This window comes from Paraburkholderia fynbosensis (assembly GCF_902859935.1).
GTDB lineage: Bacteria > Pseudomonadota > Gammaproteobacteria > Burkholderiales > Burkholderiaceae > Paraburkholderia > Paraburkholderia fynbosensis.
In genome coordinates, this window is the sequence record NZ_CADIKI010000001.1 from 630963 (window position 1) to 649101 (window position 18139).

Annotated in this window: 13 protein-coding genes and 1 tRNA gene; 5 read left to right on the forward strand and 9 right to left on the reverse strand. The window is 63.5% G+C overall.

Translation table 11 applies throughout. The annotated features are described in order from the left end of the window. Positions 1-287 precede the first annotated feature (287 nt). The gene (locus HV770_RS02735) at positions 288-1259 is read left to right on the forward strand and encodes a chemotaxis protein CheV (RefSeq protein ID WP_175157959.1); all 972 of its coding nucleotides are present in this window, start codon (positions 288-290) and stop codon (positions 1257-1259) included. 48 nt (positions 1260-1307) lie between these two features. On the opposite strand, the gene HV770_RS02740 is transcribed toward HV770_RS02735, so the two are convergent. Next, a complete protein-coding gene (locus tag HV770_RS02740) occupies positions 1308-2237 on the reverse strand; it encodes a LysR family transcriptional regulator (protein WP_175157960.1) in 930 nt (309 codons plus the stop codon). Between the two features lie 131 nt (positions 2238-2368). Between HV770_RS02740 and HV770_RS02745 the strand changes: the two genes are divergently transcribed. Beyond that, the gene (locus HV770_RS02745) at positions 2369-3283 is read left to right on the forward strand and encodes a DMT family transporter (protein ID WP_175157961.1); all 915 of its coding nucleotides are present in this window, start codon (positions 2369-2371) and stop codon (positions 3281-3283) included. A gap of 180 nt (positions 3284-3463) precedes the next feature. Here HV770_RS02745 and HV770_RS02750 read toward each other — a convergent pair whose 3' ends face one another. From HV770_RS02750 to HV770_RS02765, 4 genes are all read right to left on the reverse strand, one after another. Continuing rightward, complete coding sequence (locus HV770_RS02750; RefSeq protein WP_175157962.1) at positions 3464-4711, reverse strand: metal-dependent hydrolase family protein; 1248 nt, start codon at positions 4709-4711, stop codon at positions 3464-3466. 61 nt (positions 4712-4772) lie between these two features. Further along, positions 4773-6080, reverse strand: coding sequence for an MFS transporter (locus HV770_RS02755; protein WP_175157963.1), 1308 nt, complete (start codon positions 6078-6080; stop codon positions 4773-4775). A gap of 177 nt (positions 6081-6257) precedes the next feature. Beyond that, positions 6258-7175 carry a LysR substrate-binding domain-containing protein gene (locus tag HV770_RS02760; RefSeq protein ID WP_175157964.1) on the reverse strand — a complete coding sequence of 306 codons (918 nt, stop codon included), beginning with the start codon at positions 7173-7175 and terminating at the stop codon, positions 6258-6260. Between the two features lie 298 nt (positions 7176-7473). Next, positions 7474-8736 carry an MFS transporter gene (locus HV770_RS02765; protein ID WP_175157965.1) on the reverse strand — a complete coding sequence of 421 codons (1263 nt, stop codon included), beginning with the start codon at positions 8734-8736 and terminating at the stop codon, positions 7474-7476. Between the two features lie 262 nt (positions 8737-8998). Between HV770_RS02765 and HV770_RS02770 the strand changes: the two genes are divergently transcribed. Beyond that, positions 8999-10654, forward strand: a complete 1656-nt coding sequence (locus tag HV770_RS02770) for a hypothetical protein (protein WP_175157966.1) — start codon at positions 8999-9001, stop codon at positions 10652-10654. A 383-nt stretch (positions 10655-11037) separates the two neighbouring features. Here the strand turns inward: HV770_RS02770 and HV770_RS02775 are convergent. From HV770_RS02775 to acs, 4 genes are all read right to left on the reverse strand, one after another. Further along, positions 11038-11128, reverse strand: a tRNA-Ser gene (locus tag HV770_RS02775). A gap of 60 nt (positions 11129-11188) precedes the next feature. After that, positions 11189-13207, reverse strand: a complete 2019-nt coding sequence (locus tag HV770_RS02780) for a sodium:solute symporter family protein (RefSeq protein WP_175157967.1) — start codon at positions 13205-13207, stop codon at positions 11189-11191. A 4-nt stretch (positions 13208-13211) separates the two neighbouring features. After that, positions 13212-13634: a DUF4212 domain-containing protein gene (locus tag HV770_RS02785; RefSeq protein WP_175157968.1), complete on the reverse strand. Its 423-nt coding sequence runs from the start codon at positions 13632-13634 to the stop codon at positions 13212-13214. Positions 13635-13801: 167 nt separating this feature from the next. After that, positions 13802-15784 carry an acetate--CoA ligase gene (acs, locus tag HV770_RS02790; protein WP_175157969.1) on the reverse strand — a complete coding sequence of 661 codons (1983 nt, stop codon included), beginning with the start codon at positions 15782-15784 and terminating at the stop codon, positions 13802-13804. Positions 15785-16339: 555 nt separating this feature from the next. Here acs and HV770_RS02795 point away from each other — a divergent pair. Then, the gene (locus HV770_RS02795; RefSeq protein ID WP_175157970.1) at positions 16340-17233 is read left to right on the forward strand and encodes a DMT family transporter; all 894 of its coding nucleotides are present in this window, start codon (positions 16340-16342) and stop codon (positions 17231-17233) included. A gap of 302 nt (positions 17234-17535) precedes the next feature. Continuing rightward, positions 17536-18105, forward strand: coding sequence for a TIGR00645 family protein (locus HV770_RS02800; protein ID WP_217468569.1), 570 nt, complete (start codon positions 17536-17538; stop codon positions 18103-18105). The last annotated feature ends 34 nt before the right edge of the window (positions 18106-18139 follow it).

Sequence of the window (18139 nt, forward strand, 5' to 3'; positions counted from 1 at the left end):
TTTTATCGCTGTCGATTCTAGGAGGCGCGCGAAAGACCATGTGAAACGGTGCTGTCGCTTCTGTAACCTTAGGTAAGCTTCATAACAATGCCTTGACATGCCGGTATCGCACGCACTTCACGCGTTCCGCCCGATGCGTGCGTGTTAACCAGACGATGCGATTAAAACAGCGCAGAACCCCTGAATTTTTCTCAGACGGCGCCGATAACCCGAAGGTAAGCCGCGCGCCGGGGGCCGACGCAACACTGCATGGCGCACGACACACGGCGCAATCCTGGAGAGATTCGATGGCGGAAGAACAGCGAGCCAATCACGAACGCAGCAACCTGACCAGTTCCAACAAATTCGAGTTGTTGCTGTATCGCCTCGGCAGCGTGCCGGGCAGCGACGCACACGAACTGTATGGAATCAACGTCTTCAAAGTGCGGGAAATCTCGACCATGCCGCCGGTCACGCCGATCGCCGGTTCGTCGCCGTTCGTGATGGGCGCGGTGGATATTCGCGGGCAGATCATCCCGGTGATCGACTTGCCGCGTCTGATGGGCTGCGAGCCGACGCGCGGTCTGAACATCCTGCTGGTCACGGAATTCGCGCGTTCGACACAGGCGTTCGCGGTCGAGGAAGTGGACGATATCGTGCGGCTGGAGTGGAACCAGGTGCTGTCCGCCGACGGCACGGCGGGCGGCAATCTCGTCACCAGCATCGCGCGCATCGACGGCAATACGGGCGATTCGCGGCTCGCGCAGGTGATCGACGTGGAGCAGGTGTTGCGCGACGTGTTTCCGTCACAGCACCCGAGCGTCGATCCCACCTCGGTCGGTGAGGCGCTGGGCATCCGCCCTGGCGCGAAGATTCTCGCCGCCGACGATTCCGGTTTCGCGCGCAAGCTGATCGAGCAGGCCTTGAGCGCGATCGGTGCGGATTACGTGATGACCAAGACCGGCGAAGAAGCGTGGAATACCTTGCAGCAGGTCGCGTGCGCAGCGCAGTCGAGCGGCTCGCGGGCCAAGGACCATATCGCGCTCGTGCTGACCGACCTCGAAATGCCGGAGATGGACGGCTTCATGCTGACGCGCCAGATCAAAGCCGACGAACGGACCCGCGATATTCCGGTGATCATCCATTCATCGTTGACGGGCGCGGCGAACGAAGCGCACGTGAAGAACGCCGGCGCGAACGGGTACGTGGCGAAGTTCGCCGCGGCCGAACTGGCCGATGCGATTCGGCATGCGCTGGGGGCGGTGCCGGCGGTCGCTTGACGTTGTAAGAGGTTGCGCGAGGTCGATTACGCTCGTGCGGAAGGTGCGTCAGTTTGCATCGAGCCGCTCGCGCAGATGCTCGACCAGGTAATCGATCAATGCCCTCACCTTCGGCGGCAAAAAACGGTTCGGCGGATACAGCAGCCACACCGTGCCCTCGTACGCGCGCGCTTCGAGACGCCAGTCCGGCAGCACCTGCACCAGTTCGCCGCTCTGCAGCGCGCGCACGGCGGCAAACTCCGGCACGCTCGCGATGCCGAAGTCCTGCTGCGCGGCTTCGAGCCGCGCGAGCGCATGGTTGGCGATGTAACGCCCCTTCACATCGACGCTTTGCGTTTCCGTGCCGCGGCGAAAGCGCCAGCGGTTGTCGTCGGCGGTTTCGCCGAGATAGATGCAGTCGTGCTTCAGCAGATCGCGCGGCTGCCTAGGCGCGCCACGCTCGCGCAAATACCCGGGCGACGCCACCAGCAACCAGCGCACCGCGCCCAAGCGCCGGCCCGCCAGACCCTGCGGCGGATGCTCGGTCAGACGGATCACCAGGTCGACGTCATCGGCGAGCGGATCGACGTCGTGGTCGGTGAAGAGCAGTTGCAGATCCACTTCGTCATACGCGCGCAGGAAGCCGGCGATCAGCGGATGAATCACCGCCTTCGCGAACTGGGTCGGCGCGCTCACGCTCACCTTGCCTTGCGGCCGTCCGGCCAGTTGCCCGGCGGCGTCGACCGCACCCGACGCGGCGCTCACCATGTCGCGGCAGAACCGCACCACCTGCGCTCCCGATTCCGTGACCCGCACCGTGCGCGTGGACCGTTCGAGCAGACGGGTGGCGAGCGCGTCCTCGAGCCGCTTGATCTGCCGGCTGACCGTGGAGGGCGTGCTGCCCAACTGACGCGCGGCCACCGAGAAATTGCCGGCATCGACGACGCGTGCAAACACCGCCATGTCCGGCAGCAGCGCGAAAAGCTCGGTGGGGGTCATTGGGGAGGCTCTCTCGGTGGAGTATCGATTAATGCGTTTGCGACATATAAGATGTGCGTGACGACCTGATTATCGCCTCAGGCGCAAAGCTCGACAATACGCGTTCCGTAGTACGTGGTCGAGGTCTTTCAATGTCGAAACAAGAACGTCTGCTCCTGCTGTCCGATCTGATGCTGCTCGCGGTCGCAGTGGTATGGGGGACCAGTTACGGTGTCGTGAAGAGCGCGCTGGTGTTTTATCCGGTGCTGGGTTTGCTGGCATTGCGCTTCGGCATCACGTTCGTGATCCTGTCGCCCGCATTGCGCCACCTGCGCGCCGCCGACGCCCGCACGCTGCGCGGCGTGCTGATCGCCGGCATGCTGCTGCTCGGCATCTACCTGTGCGAGACCTTCGGCATCCTGATGACGCGTGCGGCCAACGCCGCGTTTCTGATCAGCCTGTGCGTGGTGTTGACGCCGCTCGTCGAATGGTGGCTGCTCAAGCGCCGGCCGAGCCGCATCGAATGGGCCGCGGTGGCGCTGTCGCTGCTCGGCGCGTGGCTGCTGGCCGGCGATAGCGCGCTGAGCTTCAATCCGGGCGACGCACTGATCCTGCTCGCCGCGTTGCTGCGTGCATTGACTGTGTGCGTGACCAAACGCGTGATGCGCGATTCGGCGCTGCCGCCGTTGTCGGTGACTGCCGTTCAGTCGGGTGTGGTGGCGTTCGGCAGCGCGGCGGCGGCGTGGCTGTTTGCGCCGCATCAGCAATGGCAAGCGGTGCCGACGCTGAACGGCCACGCGACGTTCTGGGCCTACGTCGCGTATCTGGTGCTGGCCTGCACGCTGTTTGCGTTCTTCGCGCAGAACTTCGCGATCAAGCGCAGCAGTCCGACGCGCGTGTCGCTGCTGATGGGCAGCGAACCCGCGTTCGGCGCGCTGTTCGCGTGCATCTGGCTAGGTGAACGGATTTCTGTGACCGCGTGGATCGGTGGCGCGCTGATCGTCGCCGCGTCGATTCTGGCGACGGTGCGCTGGAGCGCCTGGCGCACCAGCGTCGCGCGGGCGTGACGGGAACCGCCCTGGCGCGATGCCGGCGACGGCACTCTGGCGCGTCTCGCACGTCTGGCGCACGAACGCCCGCTTGGGGCGTGGAGAAACTGACGCTGCGCCCGCAGCGTCACCGTGCCGGAAAGCGCCTGTGCCATGACAGCCGGACGCAGCTTGCGCGAAGCCGCGCCCGATCGCGAATCAGTGCGACGCGACGACGCCCCGCTCGCTCACCACTTCGCCTCGCTGCAACACATACGCGAGACGCTCGCCCTGCCCGGTCAGCACGCCGATATCCTTCAGCGGATCGCCGTCGACCACCAGCACGTCCGCAATCGCGCCCGCCTCAATGATGCCGAGTTTGCCCTTGAACTCGACGATGTCCGCAGCGATCGTCGTGGCCGAACGCAGCGCTTCCAGATTACCGAGCACTTCGGCGCGAATGCGCAACTCGTCGCTCTGGAACGTGTGCATCTCGCCAAGCAAGTCCGAACCGAAACCCATTGGCACGCCCGCATTCGCATAGATCTGCAGCGAATCACGCCCTGCCTGGCGCACGGTTTCGATCTTCGCGATCGAATCGGCCGGCAAGCCGTAGTCGGCGCCGTGTTTAGCCAGCGCGTCGTAGGTGACGAGCGTGGGCACGACGAACGCGCCATGCTCGCGCATCAGTTGCGCGGCGGCTTCGTCGACGAGGTTGCCGTGTTCGATCGTTCGGACACCGCAGCGAATCGCCCGCGAGATCGCGCGGCTCGTGTACGCGTGCGCCATCACATAGGTGTTGGCCGCTTGGGCCTCGGCGACGATCGCGCGGATTTCGTCCTCCGAATACTGCGTGTTGCTGATCGGATCGGTCGGCGACGCGACGCCGCCCGACGCCATGATCTTGATCTGCGTGGCGCCCTTCTGGATCTCTTCACGCACGGCGAGCCGCACCGCGTCCACGCCGTCGACCACGCGCGCAATCGCGCCCGCGCGAAACGCGCATGAGCACGGTTCGAGCACGTCGCCGCGCGGCCGGAAATCGCCATGACCGCCGGTCTGCGACAACGCCTTGCCCGACGGGAAAATTCGTGGCCCCGGAATCAGGCCGCTTTCGAGTGCCTGCGTCAGCGCCCAATCCGCGCCGCCCGCATCGCGCACGCTCGTGAAGCCGCGCCCGAGCATCGCCTTCAGAATCGGCAACGCGCGAATCACGGTGAGGATGTTCGGCTGCGCCGCGTTCACGCCGAGGTTCGCGCGTGAAGCCAGCACGTGCACGTGACAGTCGATCAGGCCGGGCATCACCGTCTTGCCGCGCGCGTCGATCACGCGCGCGTTCGGCAGGTCGACGGGACGATCGGTGACTTCGACGATATGGCCGTTTTCGATCACGACATGATGATGTTCGAGCAGCACGCCCTGTGCGAGATCGAGTACGCTGCCGCCACTGATTACCGTAATGCTCATTGATATCTTCCTGACTGGATGAAGGAAACCGTGCGGCCCCCGCCGGGCCGCACGCGCCGCTTCAGGCGCGGCGTTGGCGCGAATCGCGCACGAAGAAGGTGCCGGTGAGGCTGATGGCCGCGGCAATCATCACGTAGATCGCGGGCGCCATGTTGCTGCCCGTCGAGGCGATCAGCCACGTGATGAAGAACGGCGCGAAGCCGCCGAAAATCGTCACGGCGAAGTTGTAGGCGACGGACAAGCCGGTCGACAGCACCTTGGTCGGAAACAGTTCGGAGAACGCAGCGAGAATCGGGCCAGTGTACGCCGCGATCAGCAAACCGAACACGCCCTGGAACACCATCAGCGACGCGAGGCCCGGCGTGTGATTGATGTAGGCGAACATCGGCCATGCGAGCAGCAGGATCGAGACGGCCGCGCCGGACAGGAACACGCGGCGGCCGAAGCGGTCGGCCAGCTTGCCGACCACCGGCGAGAAGCACATGATCATCAGGCCGCCAAACATGCCCGCGAAAAAGCCGGTGGATTGCGGCAGGTGCAAGGTGCGTACCGAGTAGGTCGGCATATAGAACAGCAGCACGTAGGTGCAGACGGTCCACAGAATCACCATCGAAAAGCTCGCGAACGTCTCGCGCGGAAAGCGTTGGAACACTTCGGCGAGCGGCGAATCGTTCTTCGCTTCGTCGGCCACCGCGCTGAACGCCGGCGTTTCATCCATGCGGCTGCGGATGAAATAGCCGACCGGTCCGATCAGAATGCCGATCAGGAACGGCATTCTCCAGCCCCACGAGTGCAACGCGTCCGCGCTCAGGTTGGTGGTCACGAAGGTGCCGACCGCCGCGCCGAGCAGCACGGCGAAGCCGATGCTCGACTGAATCCAGCTCGAATAGAAAGCGCGCTGATTCGACGGCGCGTATTCCGTGAGGAAGGCGGTGGCGGTGCCCATTTCGCCGCCCGCCGAGAAGCCTTGCAGCAAACGCGCGATCACGATCAGCACCGGCGCCCACAGGCCGATCTGGTCGTAGGTCGGGGCGAGGCCGATCAACGCGGTGCCCCCCGCCATCAGCAGAATGGTCAAGGAGAGCGCCGCTTTTCTGCCGACCTTGTCTGCATACACGCCGAGCACGATGCCGCCCACCGGTCGCATGAAAAAGCCCACGCCGAAGGTCGCGACCGCGAGCAGCAGCGAACTCAGTTCATTGCCGGTCGGAAAGAACAGCTTCGCGATGATGACCGCGAAAAAGCTGTACACGGTGAAGTCGAACCATTCGAGCCCGTTGCCAAGCACAGTGGCGATGATGGCGCGGCGCCGTTGCCGCGCGAGCGAGTCGACGGAGAGTGCGACGTTGGATGAAAGCGTTCCCTGCATGGTCTCTTTCCTCATCTGGCTGCCCTGTCAGGCGAAAGTGCCGGCAACGCGCTGCGCCATGATCGAGCGGCGCCTTCGCAGGCATAACACCGATCCTAGAGACACCTGATTTGTTTTCGAAACGAAAGATTCGCATGCACGCATGCGCGTAGCGCATGCGAAGCGGAATTCAGGGAATTAAACGGCCGTCCTGCCCATCTGCGCTTCGGCCTGCTCGAACAGCCAGCGCGTGAAGAGGCGCGCCGCCTGGTTCTGCGAGCGGTCGTTCGGCGACACCACGTAATAGCCGCCGCCGTGACTCGCCGACGCCTGCGTCGCGCGCACCAGCAGCCCTTCGCTCAGGCACGCGTCGATCATATGCCGCCAGCCGAGCACCACGCCCTGGCCGAGAATCGCCATCTGCACGAGCTGCGGATAGTGATTGACGACGACCGACTGCGGCGCGGCCGGCATCTGCACACCATTCAGACGAAACCATTCGGGCCAGGACATCCATTGGCGCTGGCCGTCCTCCTGCATCAGCAGGGTTTCGTGCGCGAGGTCCGCGGGTTCGAGCACACGCCCGGCGAGATATCCGGGCGAACATACCGGGTACACCTCTTCGTCGAAGATACGGCGTGCGGTGAAATGCGGTTCGGCACGCTGACGGCTGTAGTACAGACCCACGTCGAATTCCGCGGGCGACAGCGACGCGAGACCGTCGCGCACGATCATTCTGATCTTCACGTTCGGATGCGCCGCACGAAACGCGCCGAGCCGGGGCGTGAGCCACAATACCGCGACGCCGGACGAGCATGCAATCGTCAGTTCGAGATCGCCGTAGCGCTTCATCACGTCGAGCGTGGCTTCGGAGCAGGTGGCGAGCAGCCACTGCACGTGCTTTGCGTAGCCTTCGCCGGCGATCGTCAGGCGCAACGCCCGATGCTCGCGCACGAATAGCGAGCGGCCAAGAAAGTCTTCGAGCTGGGCGATCTGCCGGCTCACCGCGCTTTGCGTCAGATGCAGTTCGGCGGCGGCCTTGGTGAAACTCGCATGCCGCACGGCCGATTCGAACGCGACCAGACACTGGAGCGGAGGTAAAGGGGCGATGCGCATGATGATGATGGCCGAGTGACGATCGCATCATCATAGCGGGTGCCGGCATCGGCTCGATCAAGCGGGTGATGAGGGTCGTCGTTGTTGTGACGATGGGCAGATGGGTATGCGCGTCACACCGGCTCTGGTTGCCCCTCATGGCGCTCATGCAGAGCATGCTGTGTCACGCGCACGGATGCCTCGCGAAATCGTCGCGCGTCATGCGGCCCTGGTGCGGACTCGAGGTGGCCTCAATCGCGCGAGGCGCGCATTTGCATTCCACGCAGCCGATCGCGGTGAACGCTGTCACTACTCTCGATCAACGGCTTGGCGCCAGTTCCTCTTCACGCTCCAGCGAGCGGGTGTCGCGCAGTGCCGGAAACAGCTTCATCCACAGCAAGGCGACCGTGATCGTCGCGATGCCGCCGACCAGCACCGCCGTGCGCGCACCCCACCACCCCGCCGTCACGCCCGATTCGAATTCGCCGAGTTGGTTCGAGGTGCCAATGAAAAGCGAATTGACCGCGCTCACACGGCCGAGCATTTCGTCGGGCGTGCGCAATTGCACAAGGGACAGGCGCACCACCACGCTGATGGTGTCCGACGCACCCAACGCCATCAGCGCAAACAGCGACACGAAGAATTGATGCGACAGACCGAACACCACCGTGGCCAGGCCGAACGCGATCACGCCGCCGAACATCGCCGCGCCGGGCCGGTTGCGCAACGGGAAGTGCGCAAGCCAGATGGTGCCCGCGAGCGCGCCGATCGCGGTGCCCGAGCGCAGCAGACCGAGACCGAGCGGCCCCGTGTGCAGCACGTCGCGCGCGAAGATCGGCAACAGCGCGGTCGCGCCGCCAAACAGGACGGCGAACAGATCGAGCGAGAGTGCGCCGAGAATCACTGGCTCCTTGCGGATAAACGCGATGCCCGAAAAGATCGACTCGAGCGTCACGGGCGCGCGGCGCGCGGATTTCATTTGCAGCGGGATGCTCCACACGGATGCGGCGGCGGCCGCGAACGACAGCGTGCACGCGAGGTAGGCAGCGCCCGGACCGATGCCATACAGCAGACCACCCAGCGCGGGACCGGCGATCTGCGCCGTCTGATTCGCGGAGGTGGCCCATGCGGTCGCTTTCGGCAAATAGCCGCGCGGCACGACGGCGGGCAACAGCGAGGCGACCGCGGGCGATTCGAACGCGCGCGCCGCGCCGACGCAGGCGGCCAGCACATAGATGACCGGCGCACTGATCCAGCCGCCGAAGGTGCCGAAAGCGAACAGCAACGCAGCGACGCTTTCGAGGCTTTGGCAGATGGCTGCGATGCGGCGGCGGTCGTAGCGGTCGGCGACGTGGCCAACCACCAGCGTCAGCAGGAACATCGGCAGAAATTGCGCGAGGCCGACGAGGCCCAGCGCGAAGGCGCTATGCGTGAGCGCGTAGATGTGCCAGCCCATCGCCACGGCGAGCATCTGGAATGACAGCGACGACAGGATGCGCGTGCACCAGAAGCGCTGGAATGGGGGGTGTTTCGGGAGGCTGAAGGTGGGGGAATCGGTGGGATCGGCGGGAGACGGAGGCATCGGTGGGTTGCTCTTTACGTAGCGGGCTTGGGCGGGCGCTAGTTTAGTGCAGGATGCGCATCACCACGATGTCGAACCGCCTGCGGCTATCTCGTGAACCTTGCGGCCGACTCGGCGACGACGTCGCGGCGGCTCATCGCAAGGGGCATCGTGGTGTAGAAAGGCCCCGATCACGCCGGCTGCGGCCATTCTGCGCATACTCCTGAACTATAGATATTTGCCGTGCGCTACACTTTCGGGCTCGAACCGGAGACCGCCACCAGTGCACACAATTAAATCCGCAAATCGTACAGCAGAATTGCTATCGTTCCTCGTCTTTCTCGCGGGGATAGCGGCGGCAACTATCACTCTGGCGGTAATCGCCCGGACGTATCTCCCCCTCTTCTCCAGCGATTACGAGCAGGTTTTTTTTCGCGCCGCCCAATTGAAGCACGGAGAGATCAGCGTCGCGGACTTCGTGTTTCGCCGACAGGTTGACCACCCCCATTTCATTGTCTTCAGCTTGGCTTTTCTGGATGTCATGTACTTCGGGGGGCGCGCATGGTTGCTGTACGCGGCCAGTTTTGCATTTTGTTTGGCGACCATCGCAACAATCTCAGCGTCCATTTTTGGATCTGAACGGGATCGCGCGACACGCTTCGCGCTGATCGGTCTTGCAACCTTCCTTCTGCTTGGCCCTCAAAACATAGGCATCCTTGAGTGGCCGTTTCAGGTCACATTGATCGGCACCGCGTCTCTGATAACAGTAGCCTCGTATTTACTCACGCGCGATCAAACTGTATCGAAGTCATTCGTCGCCGGGCTGCTCCTCGCTGTCGCGATCATCAGTCATGGGGCTGGCGTTCTGGCGATTCCTGTTCTGATCGCATTCGCTTTAATAATGCGCAGAAAGAGCTTCGCCGTTATTGCGGTTTTGCTCACGGTGGAATTTTCGGTGTACGCGGCTCACTATCCGACGACACCTCATATCCAACTGGCGGCGATATTAGCGAAAATGATCCACGCGCCGTCTGCCTGGATCGGAATCCCGGCATACGTCTCGTATTTGCTCGGACACGGAGTGGCGTTCGGAGCGCTGAGCGCTGCCGCCGATGCGATTCTGGGTGCCGTTGGACTCTGTGCCTATTTCTTTTCGATCGTCCGGTTTGTACGCTTCAAACAGGGCAGTGCGCACCTCGTGTTTGTTTCGACCTTCGGCCTGCTCGCCTGTATGACGAGTGTCACACTCAACATCGCCTACGAGGACTTGCGCAATGCGAATGTGAACTTCAGCTATTTTTTCGCTGTTCGGTATCTGCCGTGGACTGCCCTTTTCTGGATCGGAACATTTGCGAATTCAATTAGTGCCGCCCGCTCGGTGCGCGTTGCGGCGCCTGCGATCTCCGCAGTGGCGGCCGTCTTTCTCGCCATTGGCTCAATTCCTGCGATTCAACGGACTAACGCGGACTTCTCTTCGCGAGTCGCCGTCCTCGACAACTTCGGTTGTCTGGAGAAAGTTTCCGCATGTGTGCTTTCGCGCGCCGTGAGCCTGCCGGTCGATTCAGTTCGTCCATGGAGCGCGAGGGTGTTCGGGTGGCAGCGGGAAGTCGGCGTATCGAATCTTCCCAGCGAAAACGCGTGTGTTGGAGGAGCGCAAACCAAGTTTTCGCGGGACTCGATGCTGGAACACGTGATCAGCGTGCAACCCGCCGACTTCTCCGACGTGAATTGGAGCCGGGGCATATCGAGAACGCGAGCGGGCTTCTTCGTCAGCAATGCTTCGGTAGTGGCGGATTTGAAGCCGTGCGACGTCGTCAAGCTGGCCGACGGCACGGTCCGCGGAATCGTCGAGATAGATGGTCGTAACGTCTATGTTGAAGGCGGACTGTTACCAGCCAGTGCAGGCTACCCCGCCATGATCGAAGTAATTCAGCACTAGCATGCGAGCCGCATCGCGCGGTCGTGTCATTTGCTGCGGGTGAAAGGCTGCATCGGATTTAGTTGAACAGTAAGCGTGTTGCGGATCTTGCAATTACCCACAACTCTGTTGCGAAACCTGGTAACCTGGCCTTCGTCGTATTTCGTGTGCGCGCGAGATGGCCGGCAACCGACAGGCGGACGAACGAGCGGGGTTCGACAAGGAAGTCGAGGCGAGCGAATTTCAGAATGCGAGACTACGCAAGCGGTTTGGCGTGATGCTGAAGAGGTTGTGGTCGGGGCCGGCGGATTCCCTGCGCGTGTCAGGATTGGCCCTCGACGAAACCCTACTTTTATGGCACAGATCCGATTTTGAATCGGCCGCAAAACCCCTTATGGGAAGGGTGGCGGAGAGACGGGGATTCGAACCCCGGATAGGTTATTAACCTATACACGCTTTCCAGGCGTGCGACTTAAACCGCTCATCCATCTCTCCGGCGGGGAGCCGAATTATAGCAAACTTCGCGCCGTGCGCCACACCCATGCGAAAACCCGCTCAAGGATGCCGGATATAGTCCACCAGCGCGATCGTATAAGCATCCGGTTTGCGGTCGATCAGACTCACGCCGATCGCCACCAGGAACCCGGCCGGCACGCCAAACACGCCCGAACTGATCGGCTCGATGCCGAACCAGCGCGCGCCCGTGAAGCCCGTCATCTGCGTAAAGAACGGATAGGTCGAGACGATGTAATAGATGCACACCACGAGCCCCGCCACCATGCCGGCCACGGCGCCGAGCCGCGTCGTGCGCTTCCAGAACACGCCGAGCACCAGCACCGGAAACAGACTCGACGCCGCCAGCGAAAACGCCGCACCCACCAGAAACAGAATATTCCCCGTGTTCAGCGACGCCACATACGACGCGAACAGCGCCACCCCCAACAGCAGAATCTTCGAGATCGTCACACGCCGCTGGCTCGACGCGCCGGGATCGACCATGTGGTAGTACACGTCGTGCGACAACGCGTTGGCGATCGTCAGCAGCAATCCGTCCGCGGTCGACAGCGCCGCGGCCAGCGCGCCGGCCGCGATTAAACCCGACATCACATACGGTAGCCCCGCGATCTCAGGCGCGGCGAGCACCACCATGTCCGGCTGCATCTGGATCTCGCTCCACCGCACAATGCCGTCGCCGTTCGTATCGGCGAGGCTGATCAGGCTCGGTTCGACCTTGCGCCATTGCATCAACCATTGCGGCAGATCGGCAAAGTGATGGCCGACCAGGTTGCTCAACATCTCGTACTTGATCAACACCGCGAGCACCGGCACCGTCAAATAGAACAGCGCGACGAAAAACAACGTCCAGCCGACCGAGCGGCGCGCGGACGCCACCGAAGTCGTCGTGTTATAGCGCGTCAGGATATGCGGCAGGCTCGCCGTGCCGAGCGACAGACACAGCAGCAGTGAAAGAAAATTACGCTCGTGGATGCGCCGATCCTCGTCGTTGACCGCGGGAAACGGCTCGTGCATCGGCACCGGCGCGGCCGCGCGCATCAGCATTTCGTCGCGATGCCGGGTCCAGACGATCTGCGCGGCGGCGGCGTCGCGGGGGAACTGTTCGAGTGCCCTTTCGCGCTCCTTGATGTCGCGCAGCGGACCATTGTGGCGGCGCAGATCGGCGACTTCCTGCGTGAGCCGCTGCTTCTCGTCGACGAACGATTGCGGCAACGCGTCGAGGCGCATCTGCATCAGCGTCGCGCGGCGTCGATAGTCGTCGCGCACGGTCTGTTCGAGCGGCGCATCGCGCACCTGCTGCTCGAGGCGTTCCATGCGCGCCATCAAACGGCCATAACTGACTTGCGGCGCCCAGCCGAGGCCGTCCTTATGCGCGATCATCGACACGGGAATCAGGATCGCCGCGATCAGAATGATGTACTGCGCGACCTGCGTCCACGTGACGGCACGCATGCCGCCCAGAAACGAGCACACTAGAATGCCCGCGAGTCCGCAGAAAATGCCGATGGCAAAATCCACGCCGATAAAACGCGTCGCAATCAGTCCGACGCCCTGGATCTGCGCGACCAGATAGACGAACGAGCACAGGATCGCGGCCAGCGCGGCGAGCCCGCGCACCGCGTTGCTCGAAAAGCGCGTGCCGAGAAAATCGGGAATCGTGTAGCGCGCGAGCTTGCGCACGTAGGGCGCAAGGAGGAACGCGACAAGGCAATAGCCGCCGGTCCAGCCCATCAGATACGCGAGACCGTCGTATCCGGTTGCATAGATCGACCCGGCCAGTCCGATGAACGACGCGGCCGACAACCAGTCGGCCGCGGTCGCCATGCCGTTGAACGCGGACGGCACGCGCCGCCCCGCCACGTAGTATTCGACCAGATCGGACGTACGCGAGAGCACCCCGATCACCGCGTACACCGCGATCGGCACGAACAGGAACACATAGCCGATCCATACACCCGGGCCGGTGTTGCGCTCGATACGCCACATCACGTAGATAAACAGCAGGAAGCCAAGCGTATATAGCGCGTAGGAGCGGATCAGCCGATGCGTAAGTTTCATCGGCTCAGCGTCCGGGCCCGGTTGACGCGTTGGCATCGGCATTCGCGCTTGCGCTGGCTGCGGCGTTCGCGCTCGCGCTCGCATCGGCATTGGCATCGGCATCGGCATCGAACGCACGTTGCAGGCGCCGGTCGGCACGCTGCATCAGCACGATATACACGACGATTAGCGCGAGGTAGACGAGGATCGCGCCCTGTGCGCCGAAATAGAACGGCAGACTGAAACCGCCGATGCGCACGTGCGCCAACATGAGGGCGATCAGAGGCAGCACGAACGACACGACGAAGCCGATGGTCATGAGCGCCGCGATCAGCGCGAGATTGAAGCGCCAGTACGTTTGATGCGCACGCGCCATCGCCGCCGAGACCGCGGGCGGTTCGGGCGCGGGATGAAGCGTAGCGTGAGAGGAGTGGTGCGACGCGGCCATGCGCCTATTTAACAAAAAGCCACCGGCCAGGCAATCGGGATTGTCCGCGCGGTGGCATCGACGGTGTGGCCTAAGTGGTCCAGGCAGACGACAAGTGATCACGCTTTGCGTCAGGTCAAGCGCGCATCGCTCGACACGCGCTTGTCACGACCCGGACCAACCACCGCTCAGAGCGACTCGCCGAGCTGATCGAGAATCGCCGGGTTTTCCAGGGTGGACACGTCCTGAGTGATGGCCTCGCCCTTCGCGAGCGAGCGCAACAGGCGGCGCATGATCTTGCCCGAACGCGTCTTCGGCAGGTTTTCGCCGAAGCGGATGTCCTTCGGCTTCGCGATCGGACCGATCTCCTTGCCCACCCAGTTGCGCAGTTCGTTGGCGAGCTTCACGGCCGCCTCGGCTTGCGGACGCGCGCCCTTGAGCACGACGAACGCGCACACGGCCTCACCCGTGGTCGCATCGGGCCGGCCCACCACCGCGGCCTCGGCCACGAGCGGATTCGACACCAGCGCCGACTCGATCTCCATCGTCCCTAGCCGGTGACCCGACACGTTGAGCACGTCGTCGATGCGGCCCATGATCGTGAAGTAGCCGGTCTCCTTGTCGCGCACCGCGCCGTCGCCGGCGAGATACAGCGTACCGCCGAGTTCTTCGGGGAAGTAGCTCTTCTTATAGCGGTCCGGGTCGCCCCATACGTTGCGCAGCATCGACGGCCACGGACGCTTCACCACCAGAATGCCGCCCTGCCCTTTCGGTACGTCCTGCCCGGTTTCGTCGACAACCGCCGCCATGATGCCCGGCAGCGGCAGCGTGCACGAACCCGGCACGAGCGGCGTGGCGCCCGGCAGCGGCGTGATCATGTGGCCGCCGGTTTCGGTTTGCCACCACGTATCGACGATCGGGCAGCGGCCGCCGCCGACATTCTCGTGATACCACACCCACGCTTCCGGATTGATCGGCTCGCCGACCGTGCCGATGATGCGCAGCGTCGACAGGTCATAGCTCTTCGGATGCACTTTCGCGTCGGCCTCGGCGGCCTTGATCAGCGAGCGGATCGCGGTCGGCGCGGTGTAGAACAGCGTGACCTTGTGCTTCGCGATCATGTCCCAGAAGCGCCCGGCGTTCGGATAGGTCGGCACGCCTTCGAACACGACCTGGGTGCCGCCGAGCGTCAGCGGGCCATACGCGATATAGCTATGGCCGGTAATCCAGCCGATGTCGGCGGTACACCAGAACACGTCGGTGGGCTTCCAGTCGAAGGTCCACTTCAGGGTCTGCGCGGCCCACAGCAGATAGCCGCCCGTGCTGTGCTGCACGCCCTTGGGCTTGCCGGTCGAGCCGGACGTATAGAGGATGAAGAGGGGATGCTCGGCGCCGACCCACTCGGGCGCGCATTGATCCGACTCGGCTTGCGCGAGCTCGTGCATCCACAGGTCGCGGCCTTCGTTCCACGCGACTTTGCCGCCGGTGCGCTGATACACGATCACGCTCGTGACCGCTTCGCAGCCGCCCATCGCGAGGGCTTCGTCGGCGATGTTCTTCAGCGGCAAGGCCTTGCCGCCGCGCATCTGTTCGTCGGACGTGACGAGCGCGACCGCGCCCACGTCCACCAGCCGCTCATTGAGCGACTTCGACGAGAAGCCGCCGAACACCACTGAATGCGTCGCACCGATGCGCGCGCAAGCCTGCATCGCGACGATGCCTTCGATCGACATCGGCATATAGATCACCACGCGGTCACCCTTCTTCACGCCGCGCTTTTTCAGCGCGTTCGCAAAGCGCGACACGCGTTGCAGCAGATCCTGATAGGTGACGTTGGTGACGGTGCCGTCGTCGGCCTCGAAGACGATCGCGACGCGCCCGCCATTGCCGGCTTCGACATGACGGTCGATGCTGTTATACGACGCGTTCAGCTGACCGTCTTCGAACCACGTGTAGAACGGTGCCTTCGATTCGTCGAGCACCTTGGTGAAGGGGGTCTTCCAGCTCAGCGTCTCGCGAGCGAGGCGCCCCCAGAAGCCTTCGTAATCGCGTTGCGCTTCGGCGGCCAGCGCCTGGTACGCGTCCATGCCGGAGATGGTCGCGCCTGCCGCTGCTTCAGCGGAGGGCGGGAAAACACGGCGTTCCTGAAGAACCGATTCAATCGCAGACATCGACAACCCCTTGGTGAAGATGAAACGTAAAACCTGTGCCGGCGCGCCCGTGGCGCACCCTGTCCTGTGTCCGCGCGGACCCCGATGATCGACGCGCGCTGTCTCCAACCCTCGCGCAGCGAAACGCCGGGCGCCGCGCCGCAGCCTGTCTGTACTGTCTGTCCATGCGGCGCTGCAGCATGGATGCGTGCGCGACGAGCTGGCTGCTCTCATGGTCAAACATAAGCGTTGCAACTTACCAGCCACTTACGCGAGCCGCATCGGCTTGCCCGCGAAAACCCTTAGCCGAGCGGACATACGACACGCCTATGCGACGTGCCGCGTAGGGTCTCAAGCGTGACGCACATGATGTACGAGCGGCGCACTCGACACTACGCAAGTCCAGGCGCGCATGCTACGCGTTACACCACGTTTATGTATTCGAACTCGCATACCGCGTTGCACATCGCACGCGTTGCGACGTCGGGCATCCGCCCTTGTGTCCGCCCGGGTGCCTTTACGCTGGTTCGCACGGCCTCTTACAATGCTAACTGAACTAGCCGCCCGGACTCCAGCTTGAATCGTTACGCCCTTCTTCTCATCACCTCGATGCTGCTGGTCGGCAGCAATGTCGGCATCGGTAAATCGATTGTCGAGTTCGTCCCCGTCCCCCTGTTCGCGCTGCTGCGCTTCGTGATCGCGATGGCGGTGCTCTGGCCGCTCCTGCGTATGGCGAAGCTGCGCCGCGTCAAACCCGACGAATGGGTCAACCTGTTTCTGCAGGCGCTGTTCGGCACCTTCGGGTTCACGTTGCTGATGCTCAATGGCGTGCAGCGCACCAGCGCGGTGGCGGCCGGCGTCATCACCAGCACGATCCCCGCGGTCGTCGCGTTGCTGTCCTGGCTGATCCTCAAGGAGCGGCCGAACGGCCGGGCGCTCGCGTCGATCGCGCTGGCGGTCGTCGGCGTCGTCGTGATCAATCTTGCGCACGTTGGCGAGAACGCGGCCGGCGAGACCTCGTTCGTCGGCAATCTGATGGTGCTCGGCGCGGTGTGCTGCGAATCGCTCTACATCATCCTGTCGCGCCGCCTCACGCAAACGCTCGCGCCGATCGACATCTGCGCGTACACGCACCTGTTCGGCCTGTTACTGATGCTGCCGCTCGGCGCCGGCGCGCTCGTGCACTTCGACTATCAGGCGGTGCCGGTCGGCATCTGGACACTGGTGCTGTGGTACGGGCTGTCGGCCAGCATCTTCTCGTTCTGGCTATGGATGAAGGGCATCCGCCATGTGCCGGGCAGTCTCGCGGGCGTGTTCAGCGCGGTGTTGCCGGTGGCCGCCGCAATCTATGGCATCACGTTTCTCGGCGAACGGCCCACGCTCGCGCACGGTTTCGCGCTCGCTTGCGTGGTCGCGGGCATCGGGCTCGCGAGCCTGAAACCGAGGCGGGTGCCGCCGGTGGCGTCCTGAGCACGCCGCCCGGCCAGGACGTGGCTCATGTGGCTCATGTGGCTCATGCGGTTCACGGGGCCCACCCTGCCCGCCGCGCCGCAGCAAATTCACCCGACGCTGTACAATAGCGCGCCTGATGCAAGCTTACCCGGCACTCTCACGCCGTGCACCGCGCCGTCTGCGCATGGTTTGCGTGTCCGATCCACGTGCGTCATCGCACACTGGGTCCGCGCATTTGGCCCGTGTTCCGTCACCTGCGTTTCATCTGACTCTTGCCTATGTCCGCTACGCGACTCGCCTCCGCCCGTCAGCGCCGCCCGATGCGTCCGCTGCCCGTCATCATCTTCATGAGCCGCTGGCTGCAGGTGCCGCTCTACCTGGGCCTGATCATCGCGCAAGCTGTCTACGTGGTGCTGTTCCTCAAGGAAGTCTGGCATCTGGTCACGGCATCGATGACGCTCGACGAAACCAACATCATGCTGGTCGTGCTCGGCCTGATCGATGTGGTGATGATCTCGAACCTGCTGATCATGGTGATCATCGGCGGGTATGAAACCTTCGTCTCGCGCCTGGGCGTCGAGGGTCATCCGGACGAACCGGAATGGCTCGACCACGTGAACGCCGGCGTGCTCAAAGTCAAATTGTCGATGGCGCTGATCAGCATCTCGTCGATCCATCTGCTGAAGACCTTCATCAGCCCCGACCAGAACACGACTCACACGATCATGTGGCAGGTCATCATCCACGTGGCGTTCCTCGTGTCCGCGCTGGTGATGGCGCTGGTCGACCGCCTCACCACGCATACGCATCCCAAGCATTTCGAAGAGCCCGCGGCGCTGCATGCCGTGGGTTCCGCAAAAGGTTCCACTCCCCTGAAGGCGCACGACTGACCGCACCGCGCTGCGATCGGCAAACAAGCGCCGT